This is a genomic window from Streptosporangium sp. NPDC006013, from assembly GCF_040614275.1.
GTDB lineage: Bacteria > Actinomycetota > Actinomycetes > Streptosporangiales > Streptosporangiaceae > Streptosporangium.
This window is the reverse complement of record NZ_JBEXUE010000231.1, coordinates 1-15,704: the sequence shown is the minus strand read 5'-3', so window position 1 is coordinate 15,704 and position 15,704 is coordinate 1. Positions and strand designations below refer to the sequence as shown.

The following is a 15,704-nucleotide window of genomic DNA, read 5'->3' as shown; positions in this document are numbered from 1 at the left end:
TCCCGATGACCGCGGACTACGTCAACGCGGGCATCCTCGGCGGCCCGGAGAACACGATGATCGGCAACATCATCCAGACCGAGTATCTGGTCAGACTTCGGGACCAGGTTGCGGCGCGGGACGACGATCCGCGCGGCCAGGGTCCCGTGCCCCGCGTCCGAGATCACGGACCGTTCCGGGTCGAGGGTCTCGTCACCACGGCCGCGCGCGGGGTCGCCGAGGACTGCGTGGATCACGTACTCGTTGCCGTCGTCGTCCACCCCGGCCGCGTCGGTGCCCAGCACGCAGGGAAGGCCGCCTGCCGGAGTGACGGCACCGCGCAGCGTCCACACGTCGTGGTGGTTGAGCGAGGCGGCCCGCACCGTGATCGGCACCCAGCCGTCCGGCGGTACCGGTTCGGGGCGCTCTCCGACGGACAGGGCACTGACGGGGTCGTCGGCCGACGTGGCGTGCGCGAATGCGGCGAGCATCGGGGGGCTCCCTGGGTGGTCGAGGAGAAAGTTCTCGACATCATACCAACTGGCCGGTACGATTCTGGATATTCAACGCCTCGAATGTTCGAGGGATTCCACACCATCGCTGTGTGAGCGTCTGTGCTGAGGAGGATTGGATGACGACCGACTTCGGCGATAAACGGCTCGAGGACTTTCGCGCCGAACTGCGACAGTGGTTGAGTGAGCATCGGCGGCCGGCACTCGCGTCGATGGGTGAGTACGAGCTGGAGCGCGAAGCCTGGCGGAACCCTGAGTCGCCGCTCCACGAGGACTTCCTGGCCTGGGAGAAGGCGTCGCTGGAAGCCGGGTTGGTCTGTCCGCACTGGCCCGTGGAGTACGGCGGCCGTGGACTGGACGACCTGGAGATGGCCGTCCTCGCCGAGGAGTTCGCACGCGCGGACATGCCGCGCGTGACCCGGGGGATGGGGGAGCGCCTCGCCGGTCCGGCCATCCTCGCGCACGGCACCCCCGAGCAGAAGGCGTACTTCCTGCCGCGTGTCGTCAGCGGCGAGGACAGGTACTGCCAGGGTTTCTCCGAGCCCGATGCCGGTTCGGACCTGGCCGCCGTCGCCACCCAGGGCGTCGTGGAGGGTGACGAGATCGTCATCACCGGGCAGAAGATCTGGACATCCCGGGCACATCTCGCCGACACGTTGTTCCTGCTGTGCCGGACCGACCCGCACGCCCCCAAGCACAAGGGCATCTCCTACGTGCTCGTCCCCATGAAGGACAACGGGATCACGGTGCGGCCGCTGATCACCATGTCGGGTGAGGACGCGTTCTCCCAGGAGTACATCGACGGCGCCCGAGCTCCCTTGTTCAACGTCATCGGGGGCCTCAACAACGGGTGGCGGTCCGCGATGACCACCCTCGGCAGCGAGCGTGGCGCGGTGGCCGCCGTCCAGCACCTGGAGTACGAGAAGGAGTGGGAGGCCCTGGTCGAGCGGGCCAGGGAACTCGGCAGGGACGCCGATCCGCTCATCCGCCAGAAGCTGGCCTGGGCCTACTGCCAGGTGCACGTCATGAAGGCCACCGGCCAGCGGGTTCTCGCCACCCTCGCCTCCGGCGGGGAACTGGGCGCCGAGGCGTCGCTGACCAAGCTGGTCTGGAGCGAGTACCACCGGAAACTGGGCGAGATCGCCATCGACATCGAGGGCGCGGAGGCGCTGGTGCGTCCCTCGGGCGACGGCTACCGGGTGGGGCGCTGGCAGAAGACGTTCCTCACCAGCCGCGCTGAGACGATCTTCGCGGGAACGAGCGAGGTTCAGCGCCGGATCGTCGCCGAACGGGTACTCGGCCTGCCGAGGTCGTCCTAGCGTGGCGATCCTCGACAATGTGACCGGTGGCGCGCGGTCGGCGGCGGCACCGGCGACGCCGGACCTGAACACGCTCTTCCGGCCGCGCTCGGTCGCCCTCGTCGGTGCGACGGAACGTTCCATGTGGTCGGTCAACGCCTTCGAGAACCTGCGTCGCTACTCGCCGCGGATCGCGGTGCACTGCGTCAGCCCTTCGCGGGCGACCGTGCACGGTGTCACCGCGGCGGCCTCCCTCAGCGCGCTGGGAGAGGCGGTCGACCTGGCCTACATCATGTCCCCGCGCGACACCGTTCCCGACATCCTGCGCGAGGCGGCCGCGAACGGGATCGGCGGCGCCATCGTGCTCACCGCGGGATTCGGGGAGACGGACGACGGCCGAGCGCTACAGCGCGAGCTCGTCGCGGCGGTGGAGGAGACCGGCATCCACCTGCTGGGGCCGAACGGCAGCGGGTACGTGGACGTGCGGCACCAGGTCGTACCGTTCGGCCTCGCGCTGCCGGACCTGCCCGACCCCGGCGGTGCCTCGTTCGTCCTGCAGTCGGGCGGCCTGATGAAGCCGTTGCTCTCCCTCGCCAGAGCCTGGGGTGTGGGGGTCGGCATGCTGGCGGGCACCGGGAACGAGGCCACGCTCTCGTCCACCGATGTGGCGCGGTATCTCATCGAGAGCGAGGAGACCGGGGCGATCGGCCTGTTCCTCGAGGCGTTCAGGGACGCCGAGGGCTTCCGGTCGCTGGCGGAGCGCGCGCTCGAACTCGACCGGCCGGTCGTGGTGCTCCCGGTCGGGCGCAGTGAGGTGGCCCGGCGAACGGCGATGTCGCACACCGGGGCACTGGCGGGAGACGCCGCGGTGACGTCCGCGGTGCTGCGGGAGCTCGGCGTGGTCGAGGTCTCCTCGATGGAGGAGTTCGTCGCGACGACCGAGTTGCTCTCTCGTGGGGTGCGGCCGCGCGGTGGCCGCCTCGGCGTGGTCTCGGCGTCCGGCGGAAGCTGTGAGCTGGTGGCGGACAAGGCCGCCGACGAGGGGATGACCCTGCCGCGGCTGCCACCCGCGGCGCTGGAGGAGCTCCGCTCCCTGCTGCCGGCCTTCTCCCACGTGCAGAACCCTCTCGATGTCACCGGTTACGCGACGGTGAACCCGAGACTGCCGGTGGACGCGGCCGCCGTCATGGGCAGGACCGGGGCGGAGCACTACGACCTGCTGCTGTTCCAGGCGTTCGTCGCGCCCCCCGGGCGACCCGCCGACCCCGACTTCACCCGCGCCCACTTCGCGGCGATCGCGGACACCGTCAAGGGGCTCGACGTCCCGGTGCTGCTGCAGGACGAGGTGGGTGTCGGGCTCAGCGACTTCGCCCGGGAGCTGTTCGCGGAACTCGGCCTCGTCAGGTTGCCGGGAGTCGAGGTCGGGTTGCGCGCCGTCGCCAACACGATGCGCTACACGGGCGGCAGAGAGCGGCTGCGCGGGGCGGAGCGGACCGGCGCCGCCCGGCCGACGTCGTCCGCACCTCTGCCGGAGGGCCCGCTGTCGGAGGCACGGGCGCTGGAGTTGCTGGGTGGCCACGGCGTCCCGGTGATGCCCCACCGCCTCGTCTCGGACGCGGCGGGCGCGGTGGAGGCCGCACGGCTGCTCGGTGGCCGGGTGGTGTTGAAGATCTGCTCGCCGGACATCGCCCACAAGTCCGATGTCGGTGGCGTCGTCCTCGACGTCGAGGGTGACGACGCGGTGGCCGAGGCGTACACCGGCCTGATGGCCACGGTCACCGCCCGGGTACCGGAGGCGCGCCTGGACGGCGTGCTGGTCGCGCCCTTCCGCCCCGGTGGCGTCGAGCTGATCGTCGGCATCAACCGCGACCCCGTCTGGGGGCCCGTTCTCGTCCTCGGGTTCGGCGGTGTGCTGGTGGAGGTACTGGCGGACGTGGTGATACGGCCGCTGCCGGTCAGCGCGCGAGACGTCACCGAGATGCTCGACGGGCTCCGGGGGGCGGCGCTCCTACGGGGAGCACGAGGCCGTGCGGCCGGCGATGTCGACGCCGTGGTCGCGGCGGTCCTGGCATTGGCGGACGCGGCACTCGGCTGGGGTGACGGCTGGGATTCAGTGGAGGTCAACCCGATGCGGGTCGACGGGACGGTGGTCGAGGCCCTCGACGCCCTCGTGGTCGGTAAGTCGGCGTGACACTCACCAGGAAGCGTAAGGAGACGGCAATGAGGCTTGGATTCACGGCCGAGCAGGAGGAACTGCGCACCGGCGTGCGTCGCCTGCTCACCGAGCACGCGAGCACCGACAGGCTGCGGGCGGAGTTGGAGTCCGAGGAGCCCTACGACGCGGGGCTCTGGAAGCTGATGGCGGAGAGCCTCGGACTGCACGCGATGGCGATTCCCGAGGAGTACGGCGGCGCGGGCTACGGCTTCCGCGAGCAGTCGGTGGTGCTGGAGGAGATGGGCCGGGTGCTGCTGCGCTCGCCCTACCTGTCCACCGTGGTCGTGGCGGCCAACGCCCTGCTGCTCGGCGACGACGAGGAAGTGCGCCGCGAGTGGCTGCCCCGCATCGCCGCCGGCGACGCGATCGCGAGCCTGGCCCACGTCGAGGCGGACGGGGACTGGCGGGCCACCCGCCCCCGGGTGAGCGCGGTACGCGACGGCGAGGGCTGGCGCGTCACCGGGACCAAGTCGTTCGTGATGGACGGCGTCCAGGCGGACCTGCTCCTCGTCCTGGCCTCGGTCGCGGGCGGCGAGGAGGGCGAGACCGTGCTGCTCGCCGTGGACACCCGCGAGGCGGGCGTCGTCGCCGAGGACGTACCCGTGCTGGACATGACACGGCGGCTGGCGACGGTGACGTTCGCCGACGCCCGCGGCCGGGCGGTCGCCCTGGGAGCCCGCGCCCGGCAGGTGCTGGACGCGACCCTCGGCATCGCGGCCGCCGGCCTGGCGTGCGAGCAGGTGGGCGGTGCCGCGCGGTCCCTGGAGGTGGCCGTGGAGTACGCCAAGGTCCGCGAGCAGTTCGGCGTCCCCATCGGCAGCTTCCAGGCCATCAAGTTCAAGTGCGCCGACATGCTGCTCGACCTGGAGGCGGCGCGCTCCGCGGCGTACTACGCGGCGGCCGCGGTCGCCGACGACGCGGAGGACCTGTCCATCGCGACCTCCGTGGCGAAGGCGGTCTGCTCGGACGCCTACACGGCCATCACCGGAGAGATGATCCAGGTACTCGGCGGGATCGGCTACACCTGGGAGCACGACGCCCACCTCTACTTCAAGAGGGCGAAGGCCTCCCAGCACCTTTTCGGAGACTCCGACCTGCACCGCGAGCAGCTCGCCGTCCGGGTGGGGGTCTGACGTGGCCCGCAACGAGGGGAAGCAGGCGCCGAAGCCCACTCCCGACACCCGGCCCTACTGGGACGGCGCCGCGGCCGGTGAGCTGCGGCTGCCGCGGTGCGTCCCGTGCGGCAAGGCGTTCCTCTACCCGCGCTCGGCCTGCCCCTTCTGCTCGTCGTCGGACATCGAGTGGTTCACCGCCACCGGCAGGGGAAGGCTGCACTCCTACCTGATCGCCCACCGGCCGTCGCCCGGCTTCGAGAACGAGGGGCCGTACGCCGTGGCGGTGGTGGAGCTCGAGGAGGGGCCAAGACTCATGTCCAACATCGTCGGGGTTCCCAACGACCCGGAGCACCTTGTCCTCGACATGGATCTCGAGGTCGTCTTCGACAAGCACGGTGACGTCGCCGTTCCGAAGTTCCAGCCGGCGGGCGGTGGCCGATGAGCATCCGAGGCAGGGTCGCGATCGTCGGAGCCGCCGAGTCCGAACAGCTCGGGCGCATCCCCGACAAGTCCGCGCTGCAGCTGCACGCCGAGTCCGGGCTGGCCGCGCTGCGCGACGCGGGGCTCACCGTCGCGGACGTCGACGGGGTGGCCTGCGCGGGGGAGAGCCCGCTGGACGTCGCCAACTACCTGGGTATCAACCCCTCCTACCTGGACGGGACGATGGTCGGCGGGACGTCGTTCATGCTGCACGTCCGGCACGCCGCCGCCGCGATCATGGCCGGGCTCTGCGAGACGGTCCTGATCACCCACGGCGAGTCCGGCAGGTCCCGGGTCGGCATGCAGCCGTGGGCCCCCGCGCCGCAGTCGATGCGCGGGCAGTTCGAGGTGCCCTACGGCGGGGTCTTCGCGCCGTCGACGTTCCCCATCGGGGTACTGCGCTACATGAAGCAGTACGGCATGACGCCGGAACAGCTGGCGATGGTGCCGGTCGTCCAGCGGAAGTGGGCCGCCCTCAACCCGCGGGCGAAGCTGCGGGACGAGATCACCGTCGACGACGTGCTGTCCTCCAAGATGATCTCCTACCCGCTCCACCTGCTGGAGTGCTGCCTGGTCACCGATGGCGGCGCCGCGGTGGTGGTCACCTCCGCCCGGCGGGCCGCCGACGGGCCGAAACCTCCCGTGTACCTGCTGGGGGCCGGCGAGGCGGGAGAGTCGTCGGCCATCTCGCAGATGGCGGACCTGACGTCGTCCCGCGCGTTCCGGGATGCCGGCCGCGCGGCGTTCGCGGAGGCCGGGGTCTCGCACTCCGAGGTGGACCACCTGATGATCTACGACGCCTTCGCGCACGTCCCGCTGTACGGGCTGGAGGATCTGGGCTTCGTGGGCCGCGGGGAGTCCTTCGGATTCGTCGAGGAGGGGCACACGGCCCCCGGCGGGCGACTTCCGATGAACACCAACGGCGGCGGTCTCGCGTACACGCACACCGGGATGTACGGCATGTTCGCCATCTGCGAGTCCGTACGCCAGGTACGCGGGGAGGCCGCGGCCCAGGTGGACGGGGTGCGGACCAGCGTCGTGCTGGGGAACGGCGGCTCGTTCATGAGCGCGGGCGTCCTGGTGCTCGGCGCGGAAGAGGTCGCCGCCGCCTGAGGTGCCACCCCGTTGTCGAAACATGATTGTCGAAACATGTGAACAGGAGGACGGATGTCGCGGTTGTGTGAGGGACGCGTGGTGATCGTGACCGGTGCGGGCAACGGCATCGGCCGCTTCCACGCGCTGGAGTTCGCCCGCCAGGGGGCCAAGGTGGTCGTCAACGACCGGGGTGTCGAGCGTGGCGGCGCGGGTGGCTCGCGCACGCCGGCCGACGCGGTCGTCGCGGAGATCGAGGCGATGGGAGGCGAGGCCGTCGCCGACCACGGCGACATCGCCGACACGGCCTCGGCCGAGGCCATGGTGCAGACCGCCGTCGACCGGTTCGGCACCCTGGACGTGCTGGTGAACAACGCCGGCATCGTGCGTGACCGCACGCTGACCAACATGACGGAGGAGGAGTGGGACGACGTCATCAGGGTCCACCTGAAGGGAACCTTCGCGCCGTCCCGCGCCGCCGCCCGGTACTGGAAGGCGCGTGCCAAGGCGGGCGAGAAGCTGTCCGCGCGCCTGGTCAACACCTCGTCCTCGTCCGGCCTGCTCGGTAACATCGGCCAGACCAACTACGGGGCGGCCAAGGCGGGCATCGCCGGCTTCACCGTGATCGCGGCCATGGAACTCGCTCCGTACGGGATCACCGTCAACGCGGTCGCTCCCGGAGCGCGAACCCGGATGACCGAGGGGCTGATGGCCGAGCCCGAGGGGGACTTCGACCCCTACGACCCGGCCGCCATCTCGCCGCTGGTCGCCTGGCTGGGCAGCGAGCGGTCCGCCGGCGTCACCGGACAGGTCTTCGGGTCCAGCGGAGGACTGCTCAGCGTGTACGAGGGCTGGAACGTCGGCCCCACCGCGGAGCTGCCCCGGCTGTGGCACGCCGAGGAGATCGACGGAGCGGTCCGCAAGCTGCTGGCCCAGTCCGTGCAAAACCCCCGGCTGCCCCAGCTGGACGGAGCCTGACATGGCCCTCGACCTCGACGCGGTCGGCCGGATCAGCGAGCCGGTGGACATCTCGTGGGGATCCGACGAGGCGCTGCTCTACGCCGTCTCGGTCGGCGCCGGGCAGGATCCGGGCGCCGAGCTGTCGGTGACCACGGAGAACAGCGAGAACCTGCGCCAGCGGGTGCTGCCGACCTTCGGCGCGCTGCTCAGCCAGCGGGTGCCCAGGCCGGACATCGGTTCGTACGACAGGAGCCGGCTGCTCCACGCCGAGCAGCACCTGGAACTGGCGGCCCCGCCGGCGGTCTCCGGCCGGGCGAGACTGACCGCCGAAGTGCTGGCGATCCATGACAAGGGCAGCGGGGCGATCGTGTGGACCGGCGTCCGCGCGGTCGATCCCATCTCCGGCGCGCCGATGTTCTCCACCCGGTCGGCCGCCTTCATCCGGGGTGCGGGAGGCTTCGGCGGCCCCCGGGGGGCCGCCGACGACTGGAAGCGGCCGGCGCGTTCTCCGGACGAGATCGTGCGCTACCAGACCCGTCCGGAACAGGCGTTGCTCTACCGCCTGACCGGTGACCGCAATCCCCTGCACTCGGATCCCGCGTTCGCGGCCCGTGGCGGGTTCGACCGGCCGATCCTGCACGGGATGTGCACGTACGGCTTCACCGGCAGGGCCGTCGTGGCGGCCGCCTGCGGCGGCGATCCGGATCTGCTCACCGCCATCGGCGGCCGGTTCCGCGGCATCGTCGTCCCCGGGGAGGCTCTGGAGGTCCGCCTGTGGCTGGACGGGGCCGACGTGCTGTTCCAGACCGTCCGGGCGGACGGGACCGTGGTGATCGACCGAGGTGTCGCGCGGATCGACGCGTCCCGTCGCTCCTGGTAGATGACACCTTTCGACTTGGCGACATGTGAGGCACGAAGTGAACAAACGTTCCGCCGGACTTGATCCGTACGACTTCCTCGACATCGACTCGCTGCTCGGCACCGAGGAGAGGGAGATCCGCGACACGGTCCGCCGTTTCGTCAGGGAGCGGGTGTTGCCGGAGATCGGCGACTGGTACGAGAGGGGGGTGTTCCCGCGCGAGATCGCCAAGGAACTCGGCTCCCTGGGGCTGCTCGGCATGCACCTGGACGGCTACGGCTGTGCCGGTACCAACGCGGTCTCCTACGGCCTGGCCTGCCTGGAGGTGGAGGCGGGCGACAGCGGCCTGCGCAGTTTCGTGTCCGTGCAGGGTTCCCTGGCGATGTTCCCGATTCGCGCCTACGGATCGGAGGAGCAGCGGGAGACCTGGCTGCCGCGGATGGCGGCGGGGGAGGCCATCGGGTGCTTCGGGCTGACCGAGCCGGACTCCGGCAGCGACCCCGGCAGCATGCGGACGACGGCCCGCCGGGACGGTTCCGACTGGGTTCTCAACGGGACCAAGATGTGGATCACCAACGGTGGCATCGCGGATGTGGCCGTGGTGTGGGCCCGAGCCGAGGAAGGCGTGCGGGGCTTCGTGGTCCCCACCGACACGCCGGGGTTCAGCACCAGGGACGTGCACGGGAAGCTCTCCATGCGGGCCTCGGTGACCTCCGAACTGGTGCTGGAGGACGTGCGGCTGCCGCAGGACGCGGTGCTGCCCGGCGTCGTGGGGCTGAAGGGCCCGCTGTCCTGCCTGAACGAGGCGAGGTTCGGGATCCTGTTCGGCGCGGTCGGCGCGGCACGGGCATGCTACGAGGCGGCGGTGGAGTACAGCGTCTCCCGCACGCAGTTCGGCAAGCCGGTGGCCGGTTTCCAGCTGGTGCAGCGGAAGCTGGCCGAGATGGCGGTCAGCGTCAACCGGTCGAGCCTGCTGGCGATTCACCTGGGGCGGCTCAAGGACGCGGGGAGGCTGGTGCCGGCTCAGGTGAGCTTCGGCAAGCTGGACAACGTCCGGCAGGCCCTCGACGTCGCGCGCGAGGCGCGCGGCTGTCTCGGCGCGAACGGGATCACGCTGGAGTACCCGGTGATCCGGCACATGACCAACCTGGAGTCGGTCTCCACCTACGAGGGCACGCACGAGATCCACACCCTGGTACTCGGTGAGGCGATAACCGGGATGCCCGCCTACCGGTGATCGCCTCGTCGAACGCGACGAGCAGGTGACGGGGCCGCGCGTGGCACGACCGAGCCGGATCAGAAGCCGGTACCGCTCATCGTCACCGCCGGACTGCGGGCCTGTCACGAATATCCGCACCGGCTACCGCCGGTGCTCCGTTCCCTCACCGGGGAGAACACCCGAAGCCCGGGTCTCGATGTTCGAGACCCGGGCGCCGTGCTCTTCACGCTCGGGCCGTCCTGATCGGGGCGCTTCGCGTCTCACCTGTCGCCGAGGGGCGTCTCCGGCGGCCGGGGTGGCGAGCCTCGTGGGCAGCGGATCCTGGCAAGCGCCGGCAGGCCGTCGACCGTCCGGGATGGCGTGTCCAGCTCGCCGGATGTCAGCCCATGTGCGGGTAGCGGTGGTCGGTCGGCGGGACGAACGTCTCCTTGATCGTCCGGGCGTTGACCCAGCGGGTGAGGTTGAGGATCGACCCGGCCTTGTCGTTGGTGCCCGAGGCGCGGGCCCCGCCGAAGGGCTGCTGGCCGACGACCGCGCCGGTCGGCTTGTCGTTGATGTAGAGGTTGCCCGCCGCGAAGCGCAGCCGCTCCGACGCCGAGGTGATCGCGTAGCGGTCCTGGGCGATGATCGAGCCGGTCAGCGCGTACGGGGAGACACCCTCCATCTGGTCGAGCACCGCGTCGAAGTCCGCGTCGTCGTAGACGTGCACGCCGAGGATCGGGCCGAAGTACTCCTTGACGAAGATCTCGTCGGTGGGATCGGCCGACTCCAGGATGGTCGGCCTCACGAAGTAGCCGGTCGAGTCGTCGTACGAGCCGGTCAGCACGTTGATCGAGTCGAGCGAGCGGGCCCGGTCGATCGCGGCCCTGTGCTTGGCGAACGCCCGCCCGTCGATGACCGCGCCCATGAAGGTCGACAGGTCGGCGGCCACGTCGCCGACGGTCAGCGACTCGGCGGTGCCCACCAGCTCGTCGCGGATCACCGACCAGACCGAGCGCGGCACGTAGGCCCGGGAGGCGGCCGAGCACTTCTGCCCCTGGTACTCGAAGGCACCGCGGACCAGCGCGGTGGCGAGCACACCGGGATCGGCGGAGGGGTGGGCCAGCACGAAGTCCTTGCCGCCGGTCTCACCGACCAGACGCGGGTAGGACCGGTAGGAGGTGATGTTGGCGCCGACCGTGGACCACAGGTGCTGGAAGGTCGCGGTGGAGCCGGTGAAGTGGATGCCCGCCAGGTCGGGGTGGGTCGTCGCGACCTCGGAGACGGCGGCGCCGTTGCCGGTCACCATGTTGATGACGCCCGGCGGAAGCCCGGCCTCCTCCAGCAGGCGCATGGTGAAGTGCGCGGCGAACTGCTGGGTGGGGGAGGGCTTCCAGACGACCACGTTGCCCATCAGGGCCGGAGCCGACGGCAGGTTCCCGGCGATGGCCGTGAAGTTGAACGGGGTGATCGCCAGGACGAAGCCCTCCAGCGGCCGGTACTCCATCCGGTTCCACACGCCGGACGACGAGATCGGCTGGTCACTGAGGAGCCTGCGGGCGAAGTCCACGTTGAAGCGCAGGAAGTCGATCAGCTCGCAGGCAGAGTCGATCTCCGCCTGCTGCGCGGACTTGGACTGGCCCAGGATCGTCGCGCCGTTCAGCGTCTGCCGGTAGGGGCCGGCCAGCAGGTCGGCGGCCCGCAGGAAGATCGCGGCCCGCTCGTCGAACGGCATGGCGCGCCACGCGGGCGCCGCCCGCAGCGCGGCGTCGATCGCCGCGCGCACGTCGCCGGCGGTGGCGTCGGCCGTACGGCCGAGCACGGAGGCGTGGTTGTGCGGCTGGACCACGTCGATCGGGGCGCCGCCGCCCATCCGCTGCTCGCCGCCGATCGTCATCGTCAGATCCAGCTGGGCCCCGGCCAGCTCCTTGACGCGGTTCTCCAGCGCGGTGCGCTCGGCACTGCCCGGCGCGTAGCCGAGCACCGGCTCGTTGATCGGGGCGGGAACTGTGGAGATGGCATCCATCACTTGCCTCCAAGGGCACGAAGAAAGAAGGCGATGTTCGCCGGACGCTCGGCCAGCCGGCGCATGAAGTAGCCGTACCAGTCGTCGCCGTAGGGGACGTAGACGCGCATGACATGGCCGGCGCCCGCCAGGGCCTGCTGCCGGTCCGTCCTGATTCCGTAGAGCATCTGGTACTCGTAGTCACCGGGGGAGCGGCCGAACCGGTCGGCGAGCGTCTCGGTGATGGAGATCAGCCGGTCGTCGTGCGTCGCCACCATCGGGTAGCCGGCACCCGACATGAGAATGCGCAGGCAGCGCACGTAGGCCCGGTCGACCTCGTTCTTGTTCCGGTGGGCCACCGAGGCGGGTTCGGCGTAGGCGCCCTTGACCAGGCGGACCCGGGAGCCCCGGTATGCCAGGTCGCGGCAGTCGGCCTCGCTGCGGAACAGGTAGGACTGCACCGCGACGCCGACGGAGGGGAAGTCCTCGCGCAGGGCCCGCAGCGTCCCCAGCGTGGAGTCGACGGTGGTGTGGTCCTCCATGTCGAGGGTCACGTTCGCCCCGCAGGCGCGGGCGGCCTCGCAGATCTGCCGCGCGTTCTCCAAAGCGATCTTGTCACCGTCGGCGCCCAGCGCCTGGCCGACCGCCGAGAGCTTCACCGAAACCTCGGCGCGGTCGCCGAGCCCCAGCTCGCCCAGGGGGCTGAGCAGCGTGGCGTACGCCCTGGCCGTCTGGGCGGCGGCAGCGGCGTCCTTCGTCTCCTCACCCAGGTGGTCGACGCTGACGGCCAGGCCCGCGGCGGCGAGGCGACGGATCACCTCGACCGCGTCCTGGGGCGTCTCGCCCGCGACGAAGCGGTCGACGACCTTGCGTGTCAGTGGTACGCCGGAGACCGCGCGCCGTACCAGCGGCAACCGGGATGCGCCGAGAAGGAGGGAACCGAGCATGTCTTCACCCTAAAACCCTGCTCAGGCCGACCATCATGTGCATCTGCCACGACCGGCGGGAAGAGTGTTCATACACATGTACGACAATGGTGAGGTGTTACAGGAGACAGTCGACGAGATCGCCGCCAGGCTCGGTGCCTCCGCCACCCTGGAGGACCGCTCGTTCCAGCTCCTGGCCTATGCCGCGCAGAGCGGTGACATCGACCTGGTGCGCCAGGAGTCCATCCTGCGGCGCCGCGCGACCGACCAGGTGCGTGCCTACTTCGAGGGATACGGCATCGCCGGCGCCCACGGGCCGGTGCGCATCCCCGCCGACGCCGACCTGGGGGTGCTCGCCCGGGTGTGCGTGCCGCTGCGGCACCGCGAGGTGACCTACGGTTACCTGTGGCTGCTCGACGACGGCACGCTCGGCGACGACGTCCTGGCCTCGGTCGGTGATCTGGTCTCCCGGGCCGCCGCGGTCCTCGCGCAGGAGGCCCGCAGCCGCCAGGACATGGGGGCGAGCCTGCGGGGGCTGTTCTCCTCCGACGCAGAGGAGCGTTCCTGGGCGCTGTCGAGGCTGGACCTGCGCGGTCCGGTGGCGGCGATCGCCGCCCGCAGCTCGCCGGACCGGGTCGCCGCCCTCTGGACGCTCCCGCGTGGCGTGCTCGCCGATCCGGCGTTCCCCGCCGGGGACGAGCCGCTGGTCGCGCTGCTGGTCCCGGCCGGCCAGGCGGGGGAGTTGGCGGGCCGGATCCAGGGCATGTACGGCACGGTGGTGGGTGTCGGCGCCCCCCGGGACGATCTCGCCCAGGCCTGGCGGAGCTGGCGGGAGGCCGTGCACGCGCTCGATGTCGCCGGCCGGGTGCCCGCGCTGGGGCCCGTCGCGGCCTGGTCGGGGCTGGGGGTCTACCGGCTGCTCGCCCGCATGTCCCAGGCCGGACTGCGGGAACTGGCGGAGGAGGTCGCCGGGCTGGCCCGGGATCCGGAACTGGTCAGGACCGTGGAGAGCTATCTCGACCGCGCGGGTCACGTCCAGGAGACCGCCACCGCGCTCGGCGTGCACCGCCAGACGCTCTACTACCGGCTGGCCAAGGCCGAGCGGCTCACCGGCCGCGACCTCGCCGACGGGGAGAACCGCCTGCTGGTCCACCTCGCCCTCAAGGCGATCCGCCTGCTCTAAACGGCGGCCCGGTAGATCTTTACCCAGTCCACGTACATGCTGACCGTCGGCGGAGTGGAGCGGTTGCGGCACGGCGACCACTCGTTGCACGTCACGTCGTTCTGCAGCGCCAGGTGCATGGAGCGGCCCCTCGGCACGTTCGGCCCCCGGTAGTCCCACACCTTCTCACCGTCCAGCCAGAACGTCAGCCGCCCGGGCAGCCAGTCGACCGCGACCGTGTGCCACCGGGTGAAGTCGGCCCGCATCTGCCGCTGGGCCTGGGGGCCGTCGCCGCGGTGCACGAAGATCCCGCCCGATCTGCGGGCCGGGTCGATGATCTCGGCGAAGTCGATCTCCGCGTACTCCCCACGGCCCTGGTCGGACGGCCAGAGCAGGGCCACCGGGGTGTAGCCGGCGCCGCGCTCGGCCCGCAGCCGCACCTCCCAGCGCCCGTACCGCTGCGCCGAGCGGGTCGCGATGCCACCGGACAGGTCCCTGCCTGCCACGATGCCGCCCTTGAGCCGCAGGACGCCGCCGCCCACGCTCGTGGCCCGCCCGGTGCGCGGGTTGGTCTCGGCGTTGGGGGAGTGGTAGACGACCCATCTGCGGCCGTCGACCCGGGTGCCGTCGAAGTTCTCCACCAGGACGGGGGCGCCCCACCCGCGCTCGGCGGACGCGCTCTGTGCCGGCAGCGCGGAGAGCGTCAGGGCGGTGGTCAGGATGCCCAGGAACGTGCCACGAATTGACATGGGCCCATCAAAGCAACGATCGCACTCCAGTAACAGTGGTATTCCATTTTCGCATCCGTCCCACGAATCCGGAGGGTGCTACTCCGAGCAGGTTGTGCCACGATTTCGGATATGAGCGACATTGACGCCATACGGCGGGCACTGGCCAGGCTGGTGGAGTCCGGTGAGCTCCAGGCGGAGCAGGTGGAGCCGGTCACCCTCGCCGTGGGCGAGGCGCTGCGCGACCGGGGCGCCGGGGATCGGGTCAGATGGAGCGAGATCCTCGCCTACGTCGGCGGGGGACTCGTCCTGGCCGGTGCCGCCGCATTCGTCGCGCTGGGCTGGGAGCGGATGACCCAGCCGACGAAGATCACGGCCCTCGCCGTGGTCACCGTCCTGCTGCTGGCGGTGGCCGCCGGGCTCGGCCGGGCCGCGCGGTCCGCGACCGGCAGGACGGCCGCGGTACAGGGCAGGGTCGCCGCCACGCTCGCCGCGCTGGGCTCGGGTACGGCCGCCCTCTGCGCGGGGGTCGCCGCCGACCGCCACGAGGGACTCGTCGCCGGCCTGGCCGGGCTGGTGGTCGCGGCGGTGGCCTACGTGCTGCTGCCCACCGCGATCGGCCTGCTGGCCTGCGGTGGGTTCGCCCTGCTCACGGTGACCGGCCTGCTGGACGTCTTCGTCAGTCAGGAGGGCGCCGGCTGGGGCCTCGCCTACGTCGCACTGGGCGTGCTCATCCTGGCGCTCGCCCTCGCCGGGCTGCTCACCCCCGGCGACCTGGGGCTGGGCATGGGCGCCGCCATCGCGCTCTTCGGCGGGCAGTGGCCCGTCCTGTGGGACGGGGAGGCCTGGGGGTACTGGCTGACCGCGGTGATCGCGCTGGCCTGCCTGGCGCTGTACGGGCGCCGGCGTACCTGGGTGCTGATCGTCAGCGGAGTGGCCGGGTTGACGCTCGCCGTTCCCGAGGCGGTCTGGGACTGGACCGACGGGGCCGTGGGCGGCGCGGTGATCCTGGTTCTGGCCGGGGCGGTCCTGCTGGCCGCGAGCGGTCTCGGGGTCGTGCTGCACCGCCGCGCGTCCCAGCCGTAGGGCCGCCTTCCGGCACGGACCCGTCACAGGTGAAAGGCCGGGACTCCCGCGGGAGTCCCGGTCTTTCACCTGTGACGCATGGCCGACGG

Annotated in this window: 13 protein-coding genes and 1 pseudogene; 10 read left to right on the top strand and 4 right to left on the bottom strand. The window is 71.2% G+C overall.

All coding sequences use genetic code 11. From position 1 onward, the window contains the following. A pseudogene (locus tag ABZ260_RS29795) lies at positions 1-470 on the bottom strand (hypothetical protein); the annotation flags it as partial. A 140-nt stretch (positions 471-610) separates the two neighbouring features. Between ABZ260_RS29795 and ABZ260_RS29790 the strand changes: the two are divergent. Genes ABZ260_RS29790 through ABZ260_RS29755 form a run of 8 tightly spaced genes read left to right on the top strand, consistent with a single transcriptional unit; the run spans position 611 to position 9,747 of the window. After that, complete coding sequence (locus ABZ260_RS29790) at positions 611-1,810, top strand: acyl-CoA dehydrogenase family protein (RefSeq protein WP_355624489.1); 1,200 nt, start codon at positions 611-613, stop codon at positions 1,808-1,810. A 1-nt stretch (position 1,811) separates the two neighbouring features. Continuing rightward, entirely contained in the window at positions 1,812-3,980 is a 2,169-nt protein-coding gene (locus ABZ260_RS29785; RefSeq protein ID WP_355624487.1) for an acetate--CoA ligase family protein, read from the top strand. Positions 3,981-4,009: 29 nt separating this feature from the next. Then, complete coding sequence (locus ABZ260_RS29780; RefSeq protein WP_355624485.1) at positions 4,010-5,137, top strand: acyl-CoA dehydrogenase family protein; 1,128 nt, start codon at positions 4,010-4,012, stop codon at positions 5,135-5,137. 1 nt (position 5,138) lies between these two features. Beyond that, positions 5,139-5,561, top strand: coding sequence for a Zn-ribbon domain-containing OB-fold protein (locus ABZ260_RS29775; protein ID WP_355624483.1), 423 nt, complete (start codon positions 5,139-5,141; stop codon positions 5,559-5,561). Further along, on the top strand, positions 5,558-6,712 hold the full coding sequence (locus ABZ260_RS29770; RefSeq protein WP_355624481.1) for a thiolase: 1,155 nt from the start codon (positions 5,558-5,560) through the stop codon (positions 6,710-6,712). Before ABZ260_RS29775 ends, ABZ260_RS29770 begins: the two co-directional genes overlap by 4 nt. Before the next feature lie 54 nt (positions 6,713-6,766). Beyond that, the gene (locus ABZ260_RS29765) at positions 6,767-7,669 is read left to right on the top strand and encodes an SDR family oxidoreductase (protein ID WP_355624479.1); all 903 of its coding nucleotides are present in this window, start codon (positions 6,767-6,769) and stop codon (positions 7,667-7,669) included. 1 nt (position 7,670) lies between these two features. After that, a complete protein-coding gene (locus ABZ260_RS29760; RefSeq protein WP_355624477.1) occupies positions 7,671-8,531 on the top strand; it encodes a MaoC/PaaZ C-terminal domain-containing protein in 861 nt (286 codons plus the stop codon). A gap of 37 nt (positions 8,532-8,568) precedes the next feature. After that, positions 8,569-9,747 carry an acyl-CoA dehydrogenase family protein gene (locus ABZ260_RS29755; protein ID WP_355624475.1) on the top strand — a complete coding sequence of 393 codons (1,179 nt, stop codon included), beginning with the start codon at positions 8,569-8,571 and terminating at the stop codon, positions 9,745-9,747. Positions 9,748-10,108: 361 nt separating this feature from the next. Here the strand turns inward: ABZ260_RS29755 and pruA are convergent, their stop codons facing one another. Next, the gene (gene pruA / locus ABZ260_RS29750; RefSeq protein ID WP_350929895.1) at positions 10,109-11,734 is read right to left on the bottom strand and encodes an L-glutamate gamma-semialdehyde dehydrogenase; all 1,626 of its coding nucleotides are present in this window, start codon (positions 11,732-11,734) and stop codon (positions 10,109-10,111) included. After that, complete coding sequence (locus tag ABZ260_RS29745) at positions 11,734-12,660, bottom strand: proline dehydrogenase family protein (RefSeq protein WP_355624472.1); 927 nt, start codon at positions 12,658-12,660, stop codon at positions 11,734-11,736. Before ABZ260_RS29745 ends, pruA begins: the two co-directional genes overlap by 1 nt. Before the next feature lie 94 nt (positions 12,661-12,754). On the opposite strand from ABZ260_RS29745, the gene ABZ260_RS29740 reads away from it, so the two are divergent. Beyond that, positions 12,755-13,822 (top strand): helix-turn-helix domain-containing protein, encoded by a 1,068-nt coding sequence (locus ABZ260_RS29740; protein WP_355624470.1) that lies wholly within the window; start codon positions 12,755-12,757, stop codon positions 13,820-13,822. Here the strand turns inward: ABZ260_RS29740 and ABZ260_RS29735 are convergent. Next, positions 13,819-14,550, bottom strand: a complete 732-nt coding sequence (locus tag ABZ260_RS29735) for a glycoside hydrolase family 16 protein (protein ID WP_355624468.1) — start codon at positions 14,548-14,550, stop codon at positions 13,819-13,821. The two genes, ABZ260_RS29740 and ABZ260_RS29735, sit on opposite strands and share 4 nt — an antisense overlap. 111 nt (positions 14,551-14,661) lie before the next feature. Here ABZ260_RS29735 and ABZ260_RS29730 point away from each other — a divergent pair, with 111 nt between their 5' ends. Then, positions 14,662-15,615, top strand: coding sequence for a hypothetical protein (locus ABZ260_RS29730; protein WP_355624466.1), 954 nt, complete (start codon positions 14,662-14,664; stop codon positions 15,613-15,615). Positions 15,616-15,704: the final 89 nt, after the last annotated feature.

Bases quoted from the DNA above. Each gene is read 5' to 3' on its own strand.
- ABZ260_RS29790 (WP_355624489.1), top strand. From the start codon at position 611: ATGACGACCGACTTCGGCGATAAACGGCTCGAGGACTTTCGCGCCGAA.
- ABZ260_RS29780 (WP_355624485.1), top strand. From the start codon at position 4,010: ATGAGGCTTGGATTCACGGCCGAGCAGGAGGAACTGCGCACCGGCGTG.
- ABZ260_RS29770 (WP_355624481.1), top strand. From the start codon at position 5,558: ATGAGCATCCGAGGCAGGGTCGCGATCGTCGGAGCCGCCGAGTCCGAA.
- ABZ260_RS29765 (WP_355624479.1), top strand. From the start codon at position 6,767: ATGTCGCGGTTGTGTGAGGGACGCGTGGTGATCGTGACCGGTGCGGGC.
- ABZ260_RS29760 (WP_355624477.1), top strand. From the start codon at position 7,671: ATGGCCCTCGACCTCGACGCGGTCGGCCGGATCAGCGAGCCGGTGGAC.
- pruA (WP_350929895.1), bottom strand. From the start codon at position 11,734: ATGGATGCCATCTCCACAGTTCCCGCCCCGATCAACGAGCCGGTGCTC.
- ABZ260_RS29745 (WP_355624472.1), bottom strand. From the start codon at position 12,660: ATGCTCGGTTCCCTCCTTCTCGGCGCATCCCGGTTGCCGCTGGTACGG.
- ABZ260_RS29735 (WP_355624468.1), bottom strand. From the start codon at position 14,550: ATGTCAATTCGTGGCACGTTCCTGGGCATCCTGACCACCGCCCTGACG.
- ABZ260_RS29730 (WP_355624466.1), top strand. From the start codon at position 14,662: ATGAGCGACATTGACGCCATACGGCGGGCACTGGCCAGGCTGGTGGAG.